Source organism: Yersinia hibernica, assembly GCF_004124235.1.
GTDB classification, from domain to species: Bacteria; Pseudomonadota; Gammaproteobacteria; order Enterobacterales; family Enterobacteriaceae; genus Yersinia; species Yersinia hibernica.
Map to the genome: position 1 here is coordinate 3850098 of NZ_CP032487.1, position 21640 is coordinate 3871737.

A 21640-nucleotide genomic window follows, 5' to 3' on the forward strand; every position below is an offset into this window, starting at 1 on the left:
CCCATTTAATCAAGCCCTGTGCCAGCTTGGCTCAGGCTGAAGTCATATTTCACCTTGCGACCTTTCTCTTCGTAATCAATCGCCAACTGCTGGGTGATATGAACAGCCACCCTCATGCCCGGGGGCACATAGATGGCATCAAAGGTCTGTCCATAGCGGGCTTTGACCCACTGGGCAGTTTCCTGCATACCGCCCGCCAGCGCTTTCCCAACGACCGCCTGCCCGGCATCGCCGGTCAGCGTGGACGTCACACCGCCATAGGCATTCGTCTGCGCGGTATTTTGGTTCTGGGCCAGCGCATCGGCGGCGGCACCGCCCGCAGAGAGCGCAAAGAGCGTGGGCAAGTAGGTTGAGGCGTTTGATTTACGTTCACCGGCGAGGCAAGGAATACCGTTTTCGTCCGACAGCCAGCCGATACTGCTGGTATTGTTGCCATTGTTTGCGCCCTGACTGTTGGCCTGCCCGGCAGGCCGTGGCAGGGTGCGCACCGTGCCGTCAGTAAACACAAACGTAATGCTGGTCACCGAGCCGCGCACACAGGACAGCGTCCAGTCACCGGTCGCCGTACCGGACACGACTGCGCCCTGCACGTCCGGCAGGTCGATACCGTTCGCCGTCAGGTTGTCTTTGCCTATCAGCACTTTGAAGGGATATGGGTCGGTCACCTTGCCATCGATGGGGATACGGCCTAGCAACGCGGTCATCGCCCGGCTACCAATTAAAGTGGCGTTTTCCGGCAGGGTATAGACAGGATCGACGGGGCCCTCTGCGGCAGAGTTGCCACTGAGCGTTTTACCCGCGTTGGTTTTATTGGCCAGTTCGGTTTTCTGATGGGTGATGGCGTTATCATCCAAAAAGGAGGTTGCAAAAGAAAAACCGCTGGCGGTATTGGTATTGCCCTCCACCACCGGTTTGCCGCTGGTGTCCACCGCGACGCCGTCTTTAGGCTCAACCCACTGCAACCCCTCACTGTCTGTCGCCGGTGAAGGGTTCCCGGTTCCGCCGCCATCAAGCCCTAAGCCCACCGGAATATCACTGCCGACGGTGGTGGTATTTCCTGTCGCCGGCTGAGTGCCGTTGCCTTTATCCTGCAGCTTTTGCATGAGGCCCCCTATTTGCGCCGTCAGCGCCTGCACCTGACCATTCAGTTGGCCCTGTTCCTTATCTGCCGCTGACCGCGCATTGCTCACTGCCTGATTGATACGCTCATCGACATTCTGATTAGTCTGCTTCAGGTTTTTATTTTCATCCGCCAGGCTTTTATTGTCGGCATCAAGCTGATTTTGCCGTTTCGTCACCGTCTTCAGACTGCCAACCAGCGTACGCAGGGTATCCTGAGGCGTGTCACCCTCAATGCCCATCGCCTTCATGTCCTCGGGCGTCAGGTCAGACACAACCGCCCCAGCAGTGGCCTGCGCTTTCTTTTCACCGTGACCTGTTGAGCAGGATTTAACCCCGATAAACACCGTGCCAAGAATGGCCAGTGGCACCATGAGTTTGACTAATCCATTAGATTTCATTTTCATTGACGGGGACTCCGAGACTTTTTGGCGCTGGCCGGCGGTATGACTGGCTCGGCCAGGAACGCACCGTCTGGACGGCCTTGTGTGACCAGATAGAGCACCGTGGTATCTTCCGGTGTCCCAGCATAGCCTAACCACCGATGTTGAAAGGTTGCAGACACAAATTGTCCTTCCAGCTCACGGGGATCGAGGATAGTTTTTGACGCTGACGTGTTACGCACTTGCAGGGCAATCACGCTGTAACCATTAAGACTCCAGGCTGCCAACGGACTGACGGTCACCGGTGCTGAGGGATAAAGCGTGCTGACTCTGGAAGGCAATTTCAGCGCAACAGTACTGATGCCGGGTACCGCCTCCACGGTACGCAGGGGACCATAGAGGCTTTGGGCGGCATAACGTGTCAGCACCACAGGTAACGGCGCACTCAGCTTTACCGGTTTACGCCGCTGCGTCGTCGCCTCATTCTGCACCTGTGCAGACGAACCGCTGCTGCTGCTGGCACCGCTAACCTGGGTTTTATCACTGGCCGATGCCGATGACACCTCTCCGTCATACACCACCTGCACCGGTTCGCGGGTCGTTTTGCCGGGAGCAGCACTGACGTCGAGTAAAATAATCTCGCCATTTTCTTTGTTCTGCAGTTGCAGGCGCGTCACAGGAAAGGCGTCGCTGGCATCAAGATAGACGGCCCCGCCGCTGCTTTGAACCCGCAGTTTACCGTTAAGAGATGGCGGGAACCCGACCCGCACGTTTTTATCGACAAACACGATCCGCTCCTGTCCCACGTTAAGCGGCACCTGCAGGGGAACCCGCTCCCACTTCATCAGTTCCACGGCGTGGGCAGTACCGACCGTGGCCATCACCAGGCCCATTGTGGCCAGAATGTTCAGTTTCACTGAAATACCCCCGTTCTTTTCTCCGGTGCCTGAACCGGTATGGCTTCCAGCCGCTGCGGCACACCGTCATAGCAATCCATCGCCAGACCGAACGGATTACGCTCAGGGTCGCCCTCCCAGCGAATGACCTTGATCGGGTAACGCACCATCGCCCGCTTGACCGGTTCCGTGTGGTAATACTCGTCAGCCACCAGATCCAGACGGGCCCCCCATTCGTTATCGGATTTCATGTTGACACTTTTGCTGCTGTAACCCCGTTTGGGGACCTCATAGACCACGCGGACGCGGTCTTTCAGCTCCCCGCTGTTCGTGCGGTATTCAGCATCTTTATTCAGAAAATCCTGACAGGCCGGGGTCAGGTAGGGGCTCATCTGGGCAATTTTTGCCGGATAATCCACCTCACCGTCCTTAGGCCAGGCATTGAGTTGCTGAAAAATGTAAAATGCAAAGCTGTACACCGTGGAAGGGGGCACTTCCCACCACTTTTTGGTGCTGCCTGAGCGCAGGTCTGGCGGGTTATGGATAGTCAGATTGCGGGGAGCCATCATCCAGCCAGCGCTGGTTGTCACCAGTGCCACGAACAACATCGCGCACACCATACGCAGGGTGAAAATATGGTTGTCCCGGGCGCTGACCGCATTGCGAAAACGGCTCATAGCGTCCCTCCCCATTTAAAAGGTCGCGTACGGCGCAGCGCCCACGCCTGACTGTGAATGACCAGTACCCGACACAGCCCGACCTTCGCACGTAACACCTCCAACCGCCGCCAGACATAGTTATCCGGTTTTCCACGTTTGTAATTGCCGACCCAGCGGCCGCCCATAAACACCACGATGATAGGCATAATCAGCATGCAGGTCGGGATCGCAATCCAGCCCACGAAAGGGATAAACATCAGGGGAATGGACACCGGAATACCGAGCAGGAACCCCACCCCTGCCGCCAGCAGGAACTCACCGGCGGTGAAGCCTTTCCAAACAACGGGCGGCGTATTCAGACGGTCGGGTAAAAACGCGATCACGGCCATACCGCCCCCTTACAGAATGTCGCTGGCTTTGGTGACCAGCCAGATAACCACCACGAGGAGGATGACACCGATGATCACGAAGGTGCCGAACTCGGTCCAGGTCGCCTTACCCTGTCGGACGTGATGAAAACAACTGATGGCCGCGTTGGCGACCACGATGAAAGCTACGGCCGCAATGATGAGGCCACCGAGCGTCAGACCATCGCGCAGATAACCCTTGATGGTGGCGTACGTCCCGCTTCCTCCCCCAGTGGACGGCTGCTCAATAGGTGGCAGGTCAGCCAGGGCATTGCCGACGTAAAACAGGGCACTGCCTGAAATCAGCCCACACTTATTGCGAAAGAACGTCATTAACTTCATTGAATTATCCTTAACTTCAGTGGAAAAAGAAGAAGAGTGTCAGGAGCAGCATCACAACCAACCGGATAGCCGTCTCCGGCAACTTGCTCATGGGAATGGATTTCTCTGACACCCCGCGATAGGCGGTCACCAGCACCCAGGCGACAAACAGAAAAAGCACCGCGCCGAGGAGCCCCAAAATAAGCAGGTTGAGGGATGACGGCTCCATTCCGCCGCCGGTGCCGGCACTCCAGCCTGACTGCTGTGCAGAAGTCATGGACATTAGCGTCCCTCCTCGCCTCGGTACTGGCCGGTGACCGACATCGGCACTGAGGGCTGAGCCCGGGAAGGCTCCAGATAGTGTGCAATGCCCTGTTTCATGGTGGTGATGTCACGGGTTGCACTGAGGTAATCAAAGTAAAAGCGGACATCCTGGCCATTCTGATTAGCCACAACCCGTGCTCGGTCGAGGCCAGCCTGAACCTGGTCAAGCTGGCGCATCACCAGGGCCAGCTCATCTTTTTCGGAAGCCTGCGTCGGGAAAGAGCTGAGCCCGGTAATAGACAGCAGTAGTACACAGAGTCCGGGGGATAGGCGCATGGCGCTCTCCTGTGTGTTTGAGGTTGCGGGGAAAGACTGACGCAACCGCATAAGGAGAGCAGCAGGAAACTGTTTATGGTGGAGTGAAAATTAAAGTGAGGGACGCGGCGGCTAGCAGAGAATGTACTGCAATGGGTATGAGTCCTATAAAATGGAAATGCCAACGGTTAATTCGTCAATTATTTCGACATCAACCATCATGATTTCGTTGGACTAACCATTGCGGAATAAGCAAAAACCATTTGGCGTAACCAACTCGATATCATCGATAATAGCGTCGACCTGCTTGAATCCTGAACAAAAACTGGTTCATGCAAGTCACCTGTAGCTGAGCGTTCATCTAACCTAAATGTATTTGATTCGCCCCAAGGAACTAGCGAGGTACATAAAAATTTACTTTAATGGAGGTGATATTTTATGTAACCTATATGACCTATGTAACATAACAAATATCACATAGGTGATTGCATGTCGAAAGGTGATTCAGGCCGCATAGTTTTAGAAGTGGATCCGGAGTTAAAGAAAGCTCTCTATTCGGTTTTAGCCCATGAGCAACAAACATTGAAAGGCTGGTTCGTGGATAAAGCTAATAAGCACATAGAAGAAAAGAAACCAGAGCTTATAAAAAGTTTTTTAAAGGTAAATGATGAAATTTAAATCAGAACAGACGGTTCAAAAATTACGTGGTGGTTATTACACACCTCAAAATTTAGCAGACTATGTAACCAAATGGATTTTGCAAAAAAATCCTGAATCTGTTCTTGAGCCTAGTTGTGGTGATGGTGTGTTTATTCAGGCTTTATACAACAACGGGTGTAGCAAGTCACTCAAGCTCTCATGCTTTGAAATTTTTGATATCGAAGCACGAAAAGCATCTGATCTGTGTGAAAAGTTATGTTTTGAAAACTTCAGTGTGACAGAGGGTGATTTTCTAATTTGGGCTAACAAACAGTTAAACAAAACAAAAGGGCTGTTTGATGCAGTAATTGGTAATCCTCCGTTCATCAGATACCAATTCCTTGAAAAATCATTTCAAGAACAAACTGAACTGGTTTTTAAACAATTGGGCCTAAAATTCACTAAACATACAAATGCGTGGGTTCCATTTTTATTATCCACACTCGCCTTATTGAAGAAGGGTGGCCGCATGGCAATGGTCATTCCATCAGAGATCATCCATGTCATGCACGCCCAGTCATTACGTAGTTATATGGGCCAAATTTGTTCTAAAATTGTCATTATCGATCCGAAAGAGATTTGGTTTGAGGATACCCTGCAAGGTGCTGTTATCATCATGGCAGAGAAAAAAGATGATACTGACAAACCATCAGAGGGTGTTGGTATTGTTAATGTTAATGGTTTTGACTTCCTTAACGAATGTCCAGAATCTTTATTTAACCGGACATTAGGAATTAATGGTGAAACAATTGAAGGGAAATGGACTAAAGCAATTCTAGAAAAAATTGAAATCTCATTAATAAAAAAAATCATTAACCATAAGTCTGTTCATAAATTTAAAGATATTGCCAAAGTTGACGTTGGAATTGTTACCGGAGCAAATAAATTTTTTTTAGTCGATAACGAGACAGTCAATATATATGGTCTCGAAGCTTATGCTCACCCCATGTTTGGGCGCAGCCAACACTGCCCTGGTATCTTTTATGATAAAGCCCAGCATGAGTCTAACCAAAAGCAAAATCTTCCGACAAATTTTTTATATATTGAAGATAAATATAGTGAACTTCCATCAAAGGTGCAGGGCTATATTAAACATGGAGAACATGAAAAACTTCATGAGCGATATAAATGTCGCATCCGTAAACCTTGGTATAAAGTGCCATCTGTATACAGCACAGAAATAGGGATGTTAAAACGTTGTCATGAAGCTCCTAGATTAATTTTAAATCAAGTAGGTGCTTATACGACAGATACAGCTTATCGAGTCACCTCGAAATTTACTGATGCTGAGAATCTTGTCTGTAGTTTTTTGAACCCTCTTACAGCTATTACAGCTGAGTTAGAAGGACGATATTATGGCGGAGGTGTATTAGAACTTGTTCCTTCGGAGATTGAGAAAATTTACATACCAGTGATCAACGGTTATCAGCATAATTCTGTCGTCCTCAATCAATTAGTAAAAGACGGTAAAATCGAAGAGGCCATCCGTATACAGGGTGAAGCTATTCTATTGAAGCTTGGATTTTCTAGAGAAGATAATGATCAGCTTATGCAAATCTGGCAAAAACTCAAAAACAGGAGATTACGTAAGTAAGCAGTAACGAAAAAGCAGCTCATATGTACTAGCTCATACTAGAGCTGCTTTTTACACTTAAAAGGATTGATACAACTCTGAAATAGAAGGTATTTTCTCATCCAGACTGCCTAACGCAAATAGTCCTTTAATGAGATTCTCCATCTCTAGCACAGCTTTTTCAAACTGTCTTTCCAACATAATTTTTGAACGGTCATTAGCTTTAATAATCTCAGAGTACAGCTTATTCATTCTCTCCTGCAAGCTGGCTATTTGATCATGTTTTTCCTTCTCTACCATATTATCAAAAGTGATTTTTGGTATAGGCATGCGAGTTTGGACCTTTGTACCACGAGCGACAAAACCACCTCTAAATACTTCACCATAGATAGAAGCAAACCATTCCAAATACTTAGAAGATAAAATAGCTTGTATGTAATAGATTGAATAGGGGCAAGAATCCGGAACATTAATTATACTATAACCAGCTGTTCCGCCAGATGACACGAACGTTCGATGATTATCTATCGAGTATTTGTAACCATTTGACAGAATACCAACGATGATTTTTTGTGCAACATCGCAATTCTCAAGTGCTTGACTACGCCCGTATCTATACCATTCATTTGAGGTAGTAGGGCCAGGTTTAATAGAACGTTTGTCATTATCGAGGTATTCTCTCACAACATGAATAAAATCGAACACTTTTGGATAATTATCTCTTAACTCTTCATATTTGATAACTACAATACGATCAGCAACTTTTTGGTATGGATAAATCACAAATGCATTAGGTTCAACATCTTTATATGTGTAGAAATGATCATCACCTGATCGTGGTGTTTCAAAGTAAGGCCTTGTGAGCTCTTTTTCTACATGATGTACTTTGCCATTATATTCGAAGTAAATATAACCATTCTCAGTTTTAATTTCTTTATGAATATAATAGTCGTTAGCACTTGTCTGTATGCCGTTTGCAATTTCTTTCTTGCCTAAGATATCACCTAAAAGTTCGGAACTATTATACATTCGTTCTAGGATATGATTAGTTTCTTTTTCTAGTATCCATGTGTCAGAATCGAGTTTATCAACATCATAGGTGCTAGAATTTACGATATCATCTTCACGTGTAAGCCACTTTTTTAAATTTTTCACTTCGTAAAAGGTGAATTTTATTTGTTGCGATTTTTTCAGGAACAGTAAACAAGTATAAGTGGTTTTATTCTTGAACACTTGATTCGCACCAAAAGAGATTAGTTTACTGAGATATTTTTTATCCGTAAGTAGTTTTCGCAAATTTTTGCCTGCCCCCACCTTAGTAAATTTTGAAGGTAGAATATAGCCTAGATAACCATTATCTTTTAGCAAATACATTGAACGTTCTACAAACAAAAAATATTTATCAAACTGCTTGAATGCTGCTTTATATTTAATTTTATAGATTGGCAATTCTAAGGGAGTAAGCTGTTTCATATGCTCGGTTGCCATGTAAGGCGGATTACCGACGATCACATCAAATTGATGTTTAATGTTAAAAGGGTTAACAGTAAGAATGTCTGTACTTTTAACATTATCAGTTAAATCTATTAAGCTGTTTCCAAACAAGATATTTTGATCGATCTTGGGAAGAATAGGAGTATTTGGTTCAATTGTTTCTTTAGATTCATCTTCAAGAAGTTTTAAAAGCAGTCCAAACGAGCAGGCCTTCACAGCATTAAAGTCTTTATCTATACCATAGATACAATTAGTCAGAAGAGTTTTTTTAACGGATGATCTCAATTTAAAACTATGCTCTGTTAATTGTTGCAATCTAGATCGGTCATGTTCTATATAGTAATCAATTAGGATGTCTTGTAAAGTTTGGAACACCTCGAGAAGAAATGCACCTGAGCCACAAGCAATATCTGCAAATTTTGAATTCAATATTTCTTTATCTGACTTTCCTTTACAATATTCTATAACCGTATTTCGTATTATATCTTTTACAATGTGAACTGGTGTTGTAACCACATCCCTGTCAATATGTTCTTCTTTCGGCTGTAGTTCTATTACACCACTCTGATTGATACGAATTTTTTCACTCAGAAAAACTTCATAAATATTCCCTAGAATGTCAGAGGAAAACACAGAAAAAGAATAAGTACTTTGAGGAAAATATAATTGTTCTATAATAGTCCAAATGCATGAGTTTTTATTATTAATGAGTTCATTGATATAAGATAGAGCAAACAACCCTGAATTATATCGCTTATCAGAAGCCTGTAGCTTATAAACTAATGAATGAAAATCCTTGTTTTGTGCAAAATGATAGAGAGTTTCATAATCTTCAAGATCTCTATCCTCACAAACTCGAAGAAATACAATACTGTTTATGTAGTTCTGAGTTAAATCATTTAGCTCCTCTTCATTAAGTTCTGGTTTTATACCAATGAACTCATTTGCCAGCATCAAACGCCAACTATTAATCTGTTGTAAAAACAAATCATCTACACTAAAGCGAGATATTTTACTTTCAATATCAGCCCATTCTGTATCAAATCCACCTGAATAGACACATTCCCTGCCGATCAGTTTCTTAATCTCTTCAAAATTTTCGACAAGCTCAGTGTAATGGTAAATTTTTACCCTTGAATTCGACACTGAATCATCTTCAGAAACTTGATTTGAGCAGTCATATATTGCTGTATATTCAAAATTGGAGAGAACTGAAATTTTTAGTTTTGCAGTGAATCCGTAACGACGAACTTGTTTCGCTGGTTCCGAATCTGTATCAATATGAACGTTTGGTTTCTTTGCTTCTACAAAAAACTTACGCTCAGAAAAAAGACGAAAGGTGTAATCAGGCTTCTTCGTATTCTCGCCAACTTTAGAACGTAAACCCTCTTCAACCAAAACCTCACGTTCATTTGTTGATTTACCACTAGCGTTCCTTATATCCCAGCCTAGAATAACAAAAAACTGGTCTAAAAAGTCAGTCCGCAATTGAGTTTCGTTGTACCGAACAGAGCGATAATAGTCTAAGTTGCTATGATATCGATTAACTAAATTTTGTAATTTTTCCATTGCCTTATCTTAGATGTTAAATTGTCTATAATATTGATGGTACTAGAATCACTCAGTTTTCACGATTCAAATTCCCTTAAAAATAACATGCATACAAAACAGCCAGCAATAAAAACACACTAACAATATGTTTTAATTGAGATTTACAAACATTCATCATTATTGTATTCTGCTTTCGGCTAGTAACCTTCACTATACCTACTTTGCTGCTTATATTTTTTACGGTTCTCCCTACGTCGTTCAGTTGGCAATGTCTGCAACGCCATATCCAGACAATGACCGCGCCTACGTGTAATAGCCTCACGGGCAATTTCATCTTCAGTCTGGTCCCAAACATCCAGCCAGCGGCGCGCGGCACGGTACCACCATCCACGGAGTTCCAGCGACTCCGCAATATCATCTTCTAATCTCATCACTTTCCGCAAAATGCCCTGGGGCAGAGGTAGTTAAATAGTAAACATCTCAAACCAGCACATTCAGAGTCCATTACTATGATGAAGTTTGTGCAGTTCACAAATATTTTTTAAATGCCCCCGTAACAATGGAGAGCACCACACCCAACATCACCGCCGACGGTAATAGTAATAAATTGGGCCACACCGCCGTTGGCCACGCCAGATACAGCATGCAGGGACCGTACATTGCCGGTTTCACGTAGCGCTTGGCATGATGATAAACAAAACTTGACTCATAGCCCGCACCGTAACGCCGCAAATCCCGACGAACCAGGCCGTCCACGATACCCGTAATGCTCACCATGATGAACAGCGGAACCGACAACACTAGGATAGCCACCCGAATGGCAAAGATAACGGTCACATACACCGTCGCCTGTAAATAATCCCAGAGTGCCATCGCCAGCCAACTGCCCACCCGGTTCAGCGTCTCAACTGCCCCCTGGGATCCGTGCACCTGGCGGGCATCATTGAGCCAACCGATAAAGCCACTGTCCGCAAACACCCACTGATACCCTTGCTGTACCCAATGACTGATGAACGTCACCGGTTCAGATAACATCAGGCTGCGGGTAAATCCTGCCGACAAATAGCCACTTTCCGTCAGCATCACCTGCCGGCTGTGTTCTGCGCCTTCACCAACCCAGATAAAGGTCATGCCGGCATATTCTATGAGCAGGCTGACCAGAAGAGACGCCAGCAAGATCCCGATAATCTTCCAGGGCAGCAGCCAGAATAAGGTAATAAATAACCCAGATTGCTTGGGTGGTACCGCCTGCGGTTGCCTGGGTTGGACTTTCTCTTCCGCCATTATACCCCCGCCGCAACCGCATCCTGGAGGGGTGAGGCCGGCAGCGCATCAGACGGCAGGGCGCTACCGGTCCACCAGGTTTCACCGGTGCGGTAGTTCTGCTGCATGTACTGCGCGATCTGGCTGATGCTTTCAGGCATCAGGGGGTCATTGCCACTCCCCGGTAGCGGCATCCGGATTTTCCACAGGCGTCCGCCCTCCAGCAACGCAAATGCCTGCCCTTTGGGCAGGTTGATAATATCGGCCTCCGTTATCATCGGCATTCTGGCCAGCGTCACCTGATCCTGCACACTGCTGTTAAAATCGGTTCCCTCGCCAGGTCGGGAAATGTCGGTTACCCCGGACGTCAGGGTTTTGTTGTAGACATCCACTTCGGGTAACTGCTTGGTCAGTAACTCTGCCGTACTGTTCTCACGCACCCTCAGCATAATCAGCGAGTTAAAGTTACCCACAACCTGGTTGGCCTTCGCGCGGTTGCCCACACGCGCTTCAATATCAGAAAGTGTCTGAGTGTAAGCCGTTACCTGGATCCCCGCACCGCCCCCCTTGTTAATCAGCGGAATAAACTCATCGCCCATCAGCTCATTAAACTCGTCACAGTGCAGGTTAATCGGGACTTTCTTCTGCGTCGCCCCACCGGTTTCATCACCCAGCCCGAACTTATAGATATGGCCGGCAACCGATACTAAGTCGGCAAACATGCTGTTTCCGACAGCGGAGGCAACTTCTGAGTCCGACAGCGCATCGAGGCCGACGTACACAATCCCCTTCTTGCGGATCACCTCCTGCCAGTCAAAAATGGGCCGCGTATCCGCCATATCGTTGTAATCCGGAGCCAGAAGCGCAGCGGTCTTGCCGGTAGTCAGTTTCTCGAGCAGAGGCAGCAGGGACGCCACGATTTTATCAAAATAGGTCCGGTCATAGCGGACGGCGCTACGCAGGCCGTCCAGCACCGGATCCCACAGTTTTTTCCCTTCATCGGAGCTCAATGTCATTTCAATAGCCCACACTCTCAGCGCATTGGCTTGCCCCTGCATATTTCGTGGCAAATCCTTGTCCTTGAGCATGCCGGATGCCAATAAGTTGTCCACTTGATCCAGAAGATGAGGCGCACGGGATGCCAGCAAGCTCTCCACGTAAGTCTCATAGAGTTCGCCAATATTGGTTACATATCGCAGGATCAGGCTGTAATCCGGGCGTTGTCCGAGCGCGACCAGTGCCCGGGTGATAATATTGACAAAACGCCAGGCGAACTCACGAAACGCCGCCGAGTTACCTTCACCGGATAACTGCCCCGCTACACGGGAGGCGACTTCGGAGATACGGCTGAAGCGGCCGATGGCGTTATAACGCGCGCTGATATCCGGCCACCCCAGATGAAAGACGTAAAATTCCTTTTCCCTGCCCGCCCTCCGCGCCTCGGCCCACATGCGTTTAAGCAGATCGGCATCCCCCTTGGGGTCAAACATTACAGTGACATCTCCACGGCGAATATCCTGTGTGACCAGTACCTCCGCAAGGCGGGTTTTACCCACACGGGTCGTGCCGATCACCAACGTGTGCCCCACACGTTCGCCCAGGTCATACAACACGTCAACCTCGTTCAGTTCCACACCATGATAAAGGGGGCTACCGCCCACCGGCGGCAAAGGACGCACTGGGTTGAAAAGTGAATTCGTCTGAGTCAGCCGGCACAGCCACGGCAGGCTGTACTCCAGCCGTTTTTCCAAATCCCGGGCCATACGGTAGATAACAGAAGGCTGAACATAGTGCTCTGCTTCAGGACGGCGGGCCTCAAGCATGCGTTGGGTATGCTTTTGCGTCCACTGAAAACCGCGCCCCAGAAACAGGTAACGGTGGCTCACGGGGATCTGCCTGCTGCTTAACTCATAGCGTGGCAACCGCCTGATATTGCGCCGGTAGCGTAAAATACGCAGCCCCTGGCGGGTACGTTTGAGGGCCAGCACACCAAAACCGGCCGCGGTGACCCAACTGACAGAAGGAGCTAGCGCGACAGCCCAGGGAGCAGTCAGGCAAACGTAGGTCGCACTCCAGGCCGTTCCCGCCGTGTACAGCTCCACGGCCGGGCGCAAAAGGGATTCCATTACGTAACGATCACTCATTGACCTGCCCCCCCGAAAGTTCGGCGCAGTAACTCAGCTTCAGGAAATCCGACATCAATACACGTAAGAAAATCACTCATCGTTGCTTATCCTTCAGGCCAACCTTGTCGTACCCTTCCCCCTTCGACAACTGACTGAGCAATGAGTCATTCATCCGCCAGACGTACCGCCCCCCCTCCAGCACCGCGCTGGCAAGAAGCAGGATGCACCCGAGCTGGGTCCTCAAGCCGGCATCTCCAATACAGACGCTGATTACCTCACCCACCCGCGCAGCGGGAAGAAAAAGCCACAGACCTACAGTTAACGCCCCGACCATAAAAAGGGGCGTCACGATACAAACATGCCACAACACGCGCAGGCTAGCGCCGGCAGGGTCGACCAAAACCAGTCCTGTCGCCTCCAGACGGCTAAAACCCAGCATGCGCAAACGGCGGTATTCAACTAGAAATGATCTAATAATTATCACCATACCCTCTCGTTAATTTCCAGATTGCCAGCCGGGATTTCCCGCCAGCAGTTTTAATAAACGACCACCGCTTAACAGCGTGATGTCGGCAGAGGCAAACAAGGCGTCGCGGCAGCTCTCTCCGGTTCGTCCCGTATGAACAAAGAAGCCACGACACTGCTCCCGACGGACTAATGCACCAAAATCCCGAACATGGCTGGACTGAATGCAGGATGAAAATCGTTTAGCCTGGATCAACCATCGGCAGCCGTTTATCCATACCTGCCCGTCCGTCCCACCGTCACCGCTGTAGCGGGCATTGCGTTTGATCCGATAACCCTGACGGGAAAATGCCGTCAGGAGCATTTCCTCAAACACATAGGGATTGATTTTTCGCAGGTAAACGAGCCGGGCAGCGTCATCACGCAGTTGTGCAAGGCGGGAAAGAACACGGCACGCCTGCCGTTGGTAGCGGGCGTGCCGTCGCTGGCTTGCAGGGCGGCAGAGTAAAGACAGTCCCAGCAATACCGACGGCAGGAGCAACAGACTCAGCCACAGCGCAGGCCAACCTTGCCAGAGAGTCTGAATTAAGGCGGCTACGTAAAAACCGGGGCTCATTGTGCAAGCCCCTTTTCCGTAATGATCAGGGGGTAATGGGTCAGTTGCAGCCGCCGGGCCAGGTCACTGCCGGAAACGGGCACCATTTCGTTGTCCGGCGACCGCGACTGCAAGTCTTTCAGACGGGCAAGACTGGTCACATTCACCACAAACCCGGTCGCATTAAGCCGCTTCAAATCTCCCCCACGCTGCGTGAGCCACTGCCGAGACAAATCGTCATCGCCAATAATAAAGACAGCGGGCATACCGGGAAGATTAAGCGACCTTGACGTCACCGTACCCGGCGTAAGCTCTGGCGTATTGACCGGTAATGCCAAAGCCACGGATACCCGTGCGGGTATCGATGGCGAGTCCAGCGATTCGGGCGGAGTGAATTCCCCCGACTGGGCATTCACGGCGTCAAAATAAGCGTCCGTCGGCTCTCCGCCCAGAGAGCCCACCACAGTCAATGCCGTATAGCCCACAGTCGACACGCCAACAGCACACATCAGTACCATTACTTTCAGGATTTTCATTTTGGCTCTATCCAGGTGAATTGATTACTGACCCGTGCGACACCGCCCTGGGGTGATGACGCCAGAAGCCCTTGCCCCGCCGCCTGTACCGGTGCGAGCGTATCGAGCTTGCGACGGACAATGGCGATATACGTGGCCGCCGCTTTGCCGCCAGCGGGATGGTGATAACAGCCTGCCGCTTTTATCCAGCTTCCCGGACTGGCGTCATAGCAGGTGCGCAGAATATTCGCCGCGACACGCAGGTTGGTGTAAGGCTCAAAGGCATCATAAAACGAGGTAAACAGATGACCGTTCCAGCCCAGATTGACCTGGGCAATCCCCACATCAATACGTTTGAGCGGATATCGACGGATAAACTGCAGTAAAGCCTGCCAGGCGGCATCACGGGTCTCGAAACGATAACCTTTACCCGCCACGTTGATAGTCCAGGGCCATGGCCGTTCACCGTAAGGCAGACGCCGTGACGTTTCCGTCAAAGCCAGGGAATACAGCGATTCTGCCGGCACCCGGGCTGCGGCGGCAATCTCATGGTACGCAGGCGGGATTTGTTGCAGCGACTGACCACGCTGTGCAAAAACGCAAAACGGTAACAGCAACAGCGTGGTCATCAGAATGCGGCGAGTTGCCATCCGTTTTCCCCTTGCTGCAGGATCACCGGCATTTGCCCCTGGCCGTAGGTCAGCCACAAGCCTTTGTCGTGATTTAAGGTAACCTGGCGGCTTCTGACCCGGTCGACAGGAATGTGATGACTGACAGCCCATTGGCGTACCGTGTCGTCTTTGCCGTCACTGCCCACCAGGTAGATATCGACAGGGCGATTGTCGGCCAGCACGGCCGCCAGACGGACATCACAGCGCTCACAGTTGTCTCGCACAAATAATGCCAGGCGCCCGTTAGTGTCATGAGCCAGTCCGGAGGCATTGCCCATATTGACCGACAGCGCATTCGGATAGAGCCGGTTCCAGGCGACGTTCACTTCCCGCTGAAATGCCAGCTCCTTCTGCGTACGCTGATACTCCTCTTTCACCCACCGTTCCGCCAGACGACGACGCTCAGCACTGTTGTCACTTTCCACACCGAGTGTCGTCAGCGGATCAAGCCCCGGAGACTGAATACCCCGTTTACCCTGTTTCAGTTGCTGGTATTTCTGCCACTCGGTCTCACTGAGGCCCCATTGTTGGGCCGATTGCTGCGACTGAAGCTGTGCAGATTTATCGCGCAAGGTCTCCAGCACAGAGCTGCTGTCGGCAGCGATATTCACCGTATTTTTAGCGTTGTCTGCAACGGCGATGCGGGCAAAGAGCATCAGGCTGCAGATTGAAAAGAGAAGGCTTTTTTTCATTTGGGACCTCTACTGAGCGGTTAACCGCTGGGGTATACCGTTAACGGAGAACAACGCCTCATTGCCCTGGATGCTGCGAAGCTGCCATCCCCAGGCGTAGTCACCCGGTGACAGCAACAGCATTTCAGACAACGTGGTGGCGCCCTGGGGTGCCACCACGGCAAACGTCTGACCGCCACGTTGTTCAATGCCGGTCAGGATAAACGGCGCAGCCAGTGGCACAGTCCTGGCTGACCGATGAGGCTTTTTTGAAAAAGGGGTTTTCGGATTTTTCTCTGAGGACACCGTATTGCCCGCAGAAGTGCCGACGGCCTTTTCCACCCGGCTGGTTTTAATCGCCTCCAGGCTGGATTTTAAAGATGCAAACTCCAGAGCACGGGCTTGACTATCATCAAGCTCGTATTGCAGCGTTTTTTTCTGTTCATTGATTTGACTTTCCAACTGCCCGATTTTTTGGTTCTGGTCAGCGATTTTCCCGTCCAGAGTTTGACCCAGCGTACTCATGCCTTTCACCACACCGTCTTTCAACGCGAAGCGCTCATCTTGTTCAGTAATGTGTTTTTCCAGAATCGCCACAGACGTTGAAAGCTGACTGAGCTGACCGCTGCGAAACGCGGCTTCGAGAGAATTAAGCCGGATGTCCATCAAACTCAGTTGCTGAAACAACACCAGACTCAGCACGCCAGGCGCAATAATGACGATTGCCGCCACGCCGATGGCCACGCGTTTTAGCCATTTAGGCTTACGCATGGAAAACACTGGACGCCGAACGGGTGTGGAATGTGGGTCACCGGCGCTGTCGGTGGCCCCGGGCGCCAATGCCGGTTCTTGCTCAGGCAATGTTTCGGGGATCATTGCACATCATCCTTTCAGGTATTCAGAAAGGTGTAAGGTGCAAAAACAGCAGGGATAAGGCGATGCTTAACTCAACATCGCCATTTGATAATTAACGATTAAAGGGGGCTGACCAGCAGGCGGTCTTTGGCATTGACGCTGATATTACCCGGGGGTGGCAACCGTTCTCCCCGGCTGGCCGCCATGGCCTGAATACGTAAAAGTGCCACTGAGGCCGCATTGATAGCGTCCTCTTTCGTGGCACCTGAGATACACACATCTTCCAGGTCACGAAACCACAGAGTCACCCCGTCAGGAACATGGACCACATCAACGGGGTATGGCACAAACAACGCCGCAAATTTTTGCGCCTGACGCTTTCGGGTATCCAGTTTACTGACCAAATGTGTCGCCCGAAGGTGCGTATAGCGCTTAAGCATATTCATGGATTTATGACCGGAAATTGCCGCCACCTCCATGACATTCAGCGTACCGAGTTCAAACAACCGGCTGACGGCTTCATGGCGTAAATCGTGAAAGTGGAGGTCGTCAATGCCCAATTCATCCAGGGTGACACGCCAGGCACTTTTAAAACCATTGGAGGTGTAGCTAAATACCGGGCCCTGTGGTGGGCCCGCAAATTCACGTAAAACCTGTCGCGCCTTTGAAGACAACGGGACGTCCCGAGACGAACCGTTTTTGGTCATCGGCAGGTGAGCAACCCCCAGATGCAGATCGACATATTCCCAGGCGAGCGAGAGAATTTCTCCCTGGCGCATGGACGTTTCCAATGCCAGATAAAAAATGGCCAGCAGTTGAGGGTTTTTAGCCTTCAGGGCCCGAACTATCCTGTATTCTTCCGATGAGACCAATCGGCGCGTTCTCCCTCCGGAAATTGGGGGTTTACGCACATGCTCAATCGGATTTGACACACAGGTCCCCCATTCAATGCGAGCAATGTTATACATTGCCGAGAGGAGTGCCATTTCAAGACGAACGGTATTCGCACTGACGGTCCGCCCGGTGCGGGAACTGACGCTAGCAAGCCTGGCATCACGGTATTCTGCAATATCGACAGAAGTAATTTCATCCATAAACTTTGCAGCCAGCGGCATTCTGCGGATCACATTGACCCGGTAAAACTCCTGGAGTTGTCCGCGCTTATGAATAGAAACCGTCGCATAATATTTTTCCAGCGCCTTGCCTAACAGCATCTTTTTAAGTCGTTTTTTAACCACAGTGATGATCCTCAGCAAAAGAGAAAACATACCATCATCATGGTATTACGATACTGCCAATCCGGTGTGTGGAAAACGGCCAGTTACACTCCTCATGTCACGTTTTTTAGTGGTAACTGGCCTTATGAAACCAACATGGGTGCTCAAGCATTTTGCTCAATTAGTCAGCTATATAAAGGGGACGGTAGCTATGACCTCCCTGCCTGCACCTTGCGAAAGGACGCCTCTGGAAATTGGATTTTGTCTCAAAAAAGTGGCTCATCAAGGGTCTATTGCGATGCAGTTTGTTTCAAGTAATCAATGCATTAACCGTTTAGCAATCATGTGACATATCAAATCAAAGAACGTCGAACAGGTGTGGAATGTAGATCACTTGCGCTGTCAGTTACCCCGCAAGGGCGCAACTGTCCCACCGACTGGCTGGCATGGCCTGAATACGTAAAAGCGCTACTGAGCGCCGCATGGATAGTAGAACTACCACCAAAAGCCCCGATGTATGTACTCAGTGACAGAAATATGTGCCGACACGGATTGTGTCGGCACATATTCTTATCACTCACGACCTTAGTTAACTGGCGCACAGTAAAGATAACCCGCTGTGTACGTTGCGTAAAAACCACCAACGCCAACAACAACATGGTTAGCTGGACAGCGGCCACCATCCCCCACATAGACGGAGTATGCCGCGTTAAAGTTGATGTTCATTCCTCCAGAACGCCACACACCGGATTGGCAGGAAAGTATGGCCCCAGTCGCATCGCGGCTTACCAGCCCATTTGGGCTACAACCGTTGCCTGCGGTGTTGACTTGATCAAGCTGCAATACCTCCCCCGTAGACAAGCGACCATCAGCCCGGACGCTCCCCCCTCTGACCTGCCCCCCAGTGTAAATATTTTTATTATTGATGGCTCTGACCCAGTCGCTGTCCGTCATGGTAAAACCGCCGCCGTAAGTCTCATTAATCCAGCCTTTAGCCCCCCGGGTAATCAGCCAACCGTTATTACTGCGAATATCACTGCCAGCAGTAATACCGTTACCGGCCGTGACAGATGACGTCGCATTCACATTCCCCCCCTGGATCGTCCCCGCAGCGGTCACATTGCCACTGAAGTTTCCCGTCTGAGCATTTACCGTATTGGTATTATTGAGGTTGTTACTCCCCATATCGATATCCGTGTGCATGCGATTTAAGTCCGGTTTGCCCGTCACCGAGAATCGGTAGAGACGGTCACTTTCTTCCCGAGCAACGCCGAGTTCGTCGGACGGGATAAGCGCCCCCACATGACCGCTGGTTGTGCTCACACCAAAAGTGGCCAGGGACACACTCCAGCTCTCCATCGCACCGGTCACGTTGGCGCTTTTCCAGACATAGCCGCCCATGCCGTCAATATCAACGGAAATGTTTCTCAATGCAGTATAGGGCAACGTCGCCCCGCCCTGGGTTATCACCAGCGCCTGCAACTGGTCAGTATTGATAGCATTACGCGTGACCGCCGCACTGATTTGCTGACCGTCTGCCGTGGTATTGCTAAACCCCGCCTCCAACAACCCCGTATTTTTAAGCATGGTCGGGGTGACCATCACCGGTGCAGTCGTACCTGCTGCGGCCAGCAACGTATCATAGTAACGACCCACATACGTTTTCACCGATGCCCGGAACCGGGATAACTGCGCAGCCGTCACCTGCCATCCACGCTGCTGGATGTAGTCGTTGTAATAGCCCATTGACCATACTGCGACGACCAGAAGAATTAACAATCCGATACCGGTGCTCATCACCGCCCAGCCACGGTCGGCTGACCTACATTTCATCGACATACATCACCACATCAGTAAAGGATCAGAGACATTAAGTGCCATGGTCAGCAGCGCGCTGTAGCCCAGCCACGGCCCCATCGGACCGCCCTCGTGCGAGCCGGCATACCAAAGAGTAAAACCGACCAGGCCCCCCATAAGAGAGAGCAGCGAGACGGGCGAGCCAAACCACGCACCTAACCCGGCAGCCAGCCAGACATCGCCCAGCCCAAGGACTTCACGCTGAGCGAAATGCTCCCCAAGCTTGCGGACCAGCAAGCCGAAACTGAGCAGGGAAAGTGACGCTATAGCGTGAGAGAGCAGATCATGATAACCGGCGGCAACGCATAGACCGGCGAGCAGGAAGGGCCAGGTAAACTCCCGCGGTAACCACCCGGTCAGCGCGTCGATAAGGCTCATCCGGAAGACAAACAGCACAAATAATCCCGCTGTCATCAGCGTATACGGCCTGCTAAGCGACGACAGCATCAGCATCACGCTAAGGGCAGCAGCATGCAGCCAGATATGCCGTTTGACGGCCGTTACCTCTGGGGCCGGTGAAGCAGGATGCCCATAGTCAGCCATCACCCTGGCCACCTGCACACTATCCCGCCGAAAAATAAGCAACGCCAGGCAGAACAGTGGCAACAGCAGTGGCCACGGACCCAGGAGTGTCAGTACGCATACCGGTTCGCTCAAAGCGCTATCCCCCTTTCCTGTTTTAGGAGCCGCTTATAGATGGCATAAATCCGGTTGGCGTAAGATTCCCGTGTTTCATGGCGGTCCTGACGAAAACCGGCGTTGTAGGAGCCCAGGCAATTCCAACTGATCCCACATACCTGAAAATGCGACGCCAAAATCCGGGTGCCGATTTGCACATTCAGGCAAGGGCGCGTCAGCAACTCATTTTTACCCGCAATAACACCGTCGCGAACAAGTTCAGGAGTATGCGTGGAATTCACCTGCATCAGCCCGTAATCCCGGCTAATTTCACGCTTGGTTTTCTTATCACGATTGATGTTAATGGCGGCTGGATTGAGGCGACTTTCACCAATAGTGATGGCTTTTATCAGCAGCGGATCGACATGGTATTTCGCGCCGGCCGCATCAAAACAAAATGCGGCCGTCGGCTGGCACACGACCAAAAGCCAAAAACACAGAGCGCGTGCCATGCAGGACTATCCGTTCACCGTAAAGAGCAGCGTGTTCTGCCCAGTACCGCCACTGTCTTTGACACATTCCTTGGTGGCCGTTTCCGCTGACACATTGCCGTCGGTATGCGCCGTGCTGTTAATGCTGACGCTGGAATACGCGCCGTTACCCATCTGCTGCGCGATAGAGATACAGGCATCCTGCGGGATTTTGGCCGAAGACAGTGAAAAACCATTATTGAAGCCGCTGGCCGCCACCGGCGTCAGGATCACCTGTCCGCCAAAGGTGTTGGTCATCGTGGCAGAGCCGGAGGTCGCATCCCCCTGAATGGTCATGCCCCTCGCCCCACCGGCGGCAATGACGGTACCGGTCATGGTGCTGGCACTCGTGAAGTTGTACCCACTGCCCCCTTTAAAATTCCCACGCACATAAGTGATAATGCTTTGATAGTTTGTGGTTTCCATCGCCACGTCTTTCTTGGTCCACAGCCCCCACAGTTGGCTGGCGACGTACACAATGACAATGACCACCAGGATGGCGAGTGTGCCTTGTTCAATAATGCCCCAGCCCTGATGCGGAGTGCGACGAACGGATGACGGATGAACTGACATAAG

24 protein-coding genes are annotated in these 21640 nt (G+C 50.2%); 2 read left to right on the top strand and 22 right to left on the bottom strand.

From position 1 onward, the window contains the following. Nucleotides 1-5 precede the first annotated feature (5 nt). From D5F51_RS18120 to D5F51_RS18150, 7 genes are read right to left on the bottom strand one after another with little or no spacing between them, the layout of a single operon-like run. Nucleotides 6-1526 (bottom strand): TIGR03752 family integrating conjugative element protein, encoded by a 1521-nt coding sequence (locus D5F51_RS18120; protein ID WP_129198245.1) that lies wholly within the window; start codon nucleotides 1524-1526, stop codon nucleotides 6-8. Beyond that, the gene (locus D5F51_RS18125; RefSeq protein WP_129199457.1) at nucleotides 1523-2395 is read right to left on the bottom strand and encodes a TIGR03749 family integrating conjugative element protein; all 873 of its coding nucleotides are present in this window, start codon (nucleotides 2393-2395) and stop codon (nucleotides 1523-1525) included. The genes D5F51_RS18120 and D5F51_RS18125 overlap by 4 nt, the downstream gene beginning before the upstream one ends. 20 nt (nucleotides 2396-2415) lie before the next feature. Beyond that, on the bottom strand, nucleotides 2416-3075 hold the full coding sequence (locus D5F51_RS18130; RefSeq protein WP_129198247.1) for a PFL_4703 family integrating conjugative element protein: 660 nt from the start codon (nucleotides 3073-3075) through the stop codon (nucleotides 2416-2418). After that, entirely contained in the window at nucleotides 3072-3446 is a 375-nt protein-coding gene (locus D5F51_RS18135) for a TIGR03750 family conjugal transfer protein (RefSeq protein ID WP_129198249.1), read from the bottom strand. The genes D5F51_RS18130 and D5F51_RS18135 overlap by 4 nt, the downstream gene beginning before the upstream one ends. Before the next feature lie 9 nt (nucleotides 3447-3455). Then, nucleotides 3456-3806 carry a TIGR03745 family integrating conjugative element membrane protein gene (locus D5F51_RS18140; protein ID WP_099462322.1) on the bottom strand — a complete coding sequence of 117 codons (351 nt, stop codon included), beginning with the start codon at nucleotides 3804-3806 and terminating at the stop codon, nucleotides 3456-3458. Nucleotides 3807-3822: 16 nt separating this feature from the next. Then, nucleotides 3823-4068 (bottom strand): TIGR03758 family integrating conjugative element protein, encoded by a 246-nt coding sequence (locus D5F51_RS18145; RefSeq protein WP_099462321.1) that lies wholly within the window; start codon nucleotides 4066-4068, stop codon nucleotides 3823-3825. Next, nucleotides 4068-4385 carry an integrative conjugative element protein, RAQPRD family gene (locus D5F51_RS18150; protein WP_129198250.1) on the bottom strand — a complete coding sequence of 106 codons (318 nt, stop codon included), beginning with the start codon at nucleotides 4383-4385 and terminating at the stop codon, nucleotides 4068-4070. The genes D5F51_RS18145 and D5F51_RS18150 overlap by 1 nt, the downstream gene beginning before the upstream one ends. Before the next feature lie 468 nt (nucleotides 4386-4853). Between D5F51_RS18150 and D5F51_RS18155 the strand changes: the two genes are divergently transcribed. Beyond that, nucleotides 4854-5042, top strand: coding sequence for a hypothetical protein (locus tag D5F51_RS18155; protein ID WP_129198251.1), 189 nt, complete (start codon nucleotides 4854-4856; stop codon nucleotides 5040-5042). Then, entirely contained in the window at nucleotides 5029-6657 is a 1629-nt protein-coding gene (locus D5F51_RS18160; RefSeq protein ID WP_245994826.1) for an N-6 DNA methylase, read from the top strand. The genes D5F51_RS18155 and D5F51_RS18160 overlap by 14 nt, the downstream gene beginning before the upstream one ends. Nucleotides 6658-6714: 57 nt before the next feature. Here D5F51_RS18160 and D5F51_RS18165 read toward each other — a convergent pair whose 3' ends face one another. The 15 genes from D5F51_RS18165 to D5F51_RS18235 form a co-directional block, all read right to left on the bottom strand. After that, nucleotides 6715-9699, bottom strand: a complete 2985-nt coding sequence (locus D5F51_RS18165) for an Eco57I restriction-modification methylase domain-containing protein (RefSeq protein ID WP_129198252.1) — start codon at nucleotides 9697-9699, stop codon at nucleotides 6715-6717. Nucleotides 9700-9878: 179 nt separating this feature from the next. Further along, nucleotides 9879-10112: a PerC family transcriptional regulator gene (locus D5F51_RS18170; protein ID WP_129198253.1), complete on the bottom strand. Its 234-nt coding sequence runs from the start codon at nucleotides 10110-10112 to the stop codon at nucleotides 9879-9881. A gap of 97 nt (nucleotides 10113-10209) precedes the next feature. After that, the gene (locus D5F51_RS18175) at nucleotides 10210-10965 is read right to left on the bottom strand and encodes a TIGR03747 family integrating conjugative element membrane protein (protein ID WP_129198254.1); all 756 of its coding nucleotides are present in this window, start codon (nucleotides 10963-10965) and stop codon (nucleotides 10210-10212) included. Further along, nucleotides 10965-13088 carry a type IV conjugative transfer system coupling protein TraD gene (gene traD / locus D5F51_RS18180; protein WP_129198255.1) on the bottom strand — a complete coding sequence of 708 codons (2124 nt, stop codon included), beginning with the start codon at nucleotides 13086-13088 and terminating at the stop codon, nucleotides 10965-10967. Before traD ends, D5F51_RS18175 begins: the two co-directional genes overlap by 1 nt. Nucleotides 13089-13164: 76 nt before the next feature. Next, nucleotides 13165-13557, bottom strand: a complete 393-nt coding sequence (locus D5F51_RS18185) for a hypothetical protein (RefSeq protein WP_129198256.1) — start codon at nucleotides 13555-13557, stop codon at nucleotides 13165-13167. A gap of 9 nt (nucleotides 13558-13566) precedes the next feature. Next, nucleotides 13567-14151: a restriction endonuclease gene (locus tag D5F51_RS18190; protein ID WP_129198258.1), complete on the bottom strand. Its 585-nt coding sequence runs from the start codon at nucleotides 14149-14151 to the stop codon at nucleotides 13567-13569. Beyond that, nucleotides 14148-14666 (bottom strand): integrating conjugative element protein, encoded by a 519-nt coding sequence (locus D5F51_RS18195; protein ID WP_162301779.1) that lies wholly within the window; start codon nucleotides 14664-14666, stop codon nucleotides 14148-14150. Before D5F51_RS18195 ends, D5F51_RS18190 begins: the two co-directional genes overlap by 4 nt. Further along, nucleotides 14663-15295 (bottom strand): lysozyme family protein, encoded by a 633-nt coding sequence (locus D5F51_RS18200; RefSeq protein ID WP_162301780.1) that lies wholly within the window; start codon nucleotides 15293-15295, stop codon nucleotides 14663-14665. The genes D5F51_RS18195 and D5F51_RS18200 overlap by 4 nt, the downstream gene beginning before the upstream one ends. After that, entirely contained in the window at nucleotides 15274-15972 is a 699-nt protein-coding gene (locus tag D5F51_RS18205; RefSeq protein ID WP_162301781.1) for a TIGR03759 family integrating conjugative element protein, read from the bottom strand. The genes D5F51_RS18200 and D5F51_RS18205 overlap by 22 nt, the downstream gene beginning before the upstream one ends. A gap of 45 nt (nucleotides 15973-16017) precedes the next feature. Continuing rightward, on the bottom strand, nucleotides 16018-16863 hold the full coding sequence (locus D5F51_RS18210; protein WP_129198263.1) for a plasmid transfer protein: 846 nt from the start codon (nucleotides 16861-16863) through the stop codon (nucleotides 16018-16020). A 98-nt stretch (nucleotides 16864-16961) separates the two neighbouring features. Continuing rightward, a complete protein-coding gene (locus D5F51_RS18215; protein WP_129198265.1) occupies nucleotides 16962-18110 on the bottom strand; it encodes a site-specific integrase in 1149 nt (382 codons plus the stop codon). 534 nt (nucleotides 18111-18644) lie between these two features. After that, nucleotides 18645-19898, bottom strand: coding sequence for a shufflon system plasmid conjugative transfer pilus tip adhesin PilV (pilV, locus tag D5F51_RS18220; RefSeq protein WP_129198268.1), 1254 nt, complete (start codon nucleotides 19896-19898; stop codon nucleotides 18645-18647). Between the two features lie 3 nt (nucleotides 19899-19901). Continuing rightward, a complete protein-coding gene (locus D5F51_RS18225; protein ID WP_129198270.1) occupies nucleotides 19902-20573 on the bottom strand; it encodes a prepilin peptidase in 672 nt (223 codons plus the stop codon). Then, complete coding sequence (locus D5F51_RS18230) at nucleotides 20570-21046, bottom strand: lytic transglycosylase domain-containing protein (RefSeq protein WP_129198272.1); 477 nt, start codon at nucleotides 21044-21046, stop codon at nucleotides 20570-20572. The genes D5F51_RS18225 and D5F51_RS18230 overlap by 4 nt, the downstream gene beginning before the upstream one ends. Nucleotides 21047-21052: 6 nt before the next feature. Further along, nucleotides 21053-21637 (bottom strand): type 4 pilus major pilin, encoded by a 585-nt coding sequence (locus D5F51_RS18235; protein WP_129198275.1) that lies wholly within the window; start codon nucleotides 21635-21637, stop codon nucleotides 21053-21055. Between the last annotated feature and the right edge of the window lie 3 nt (nucleotides 21638-21640).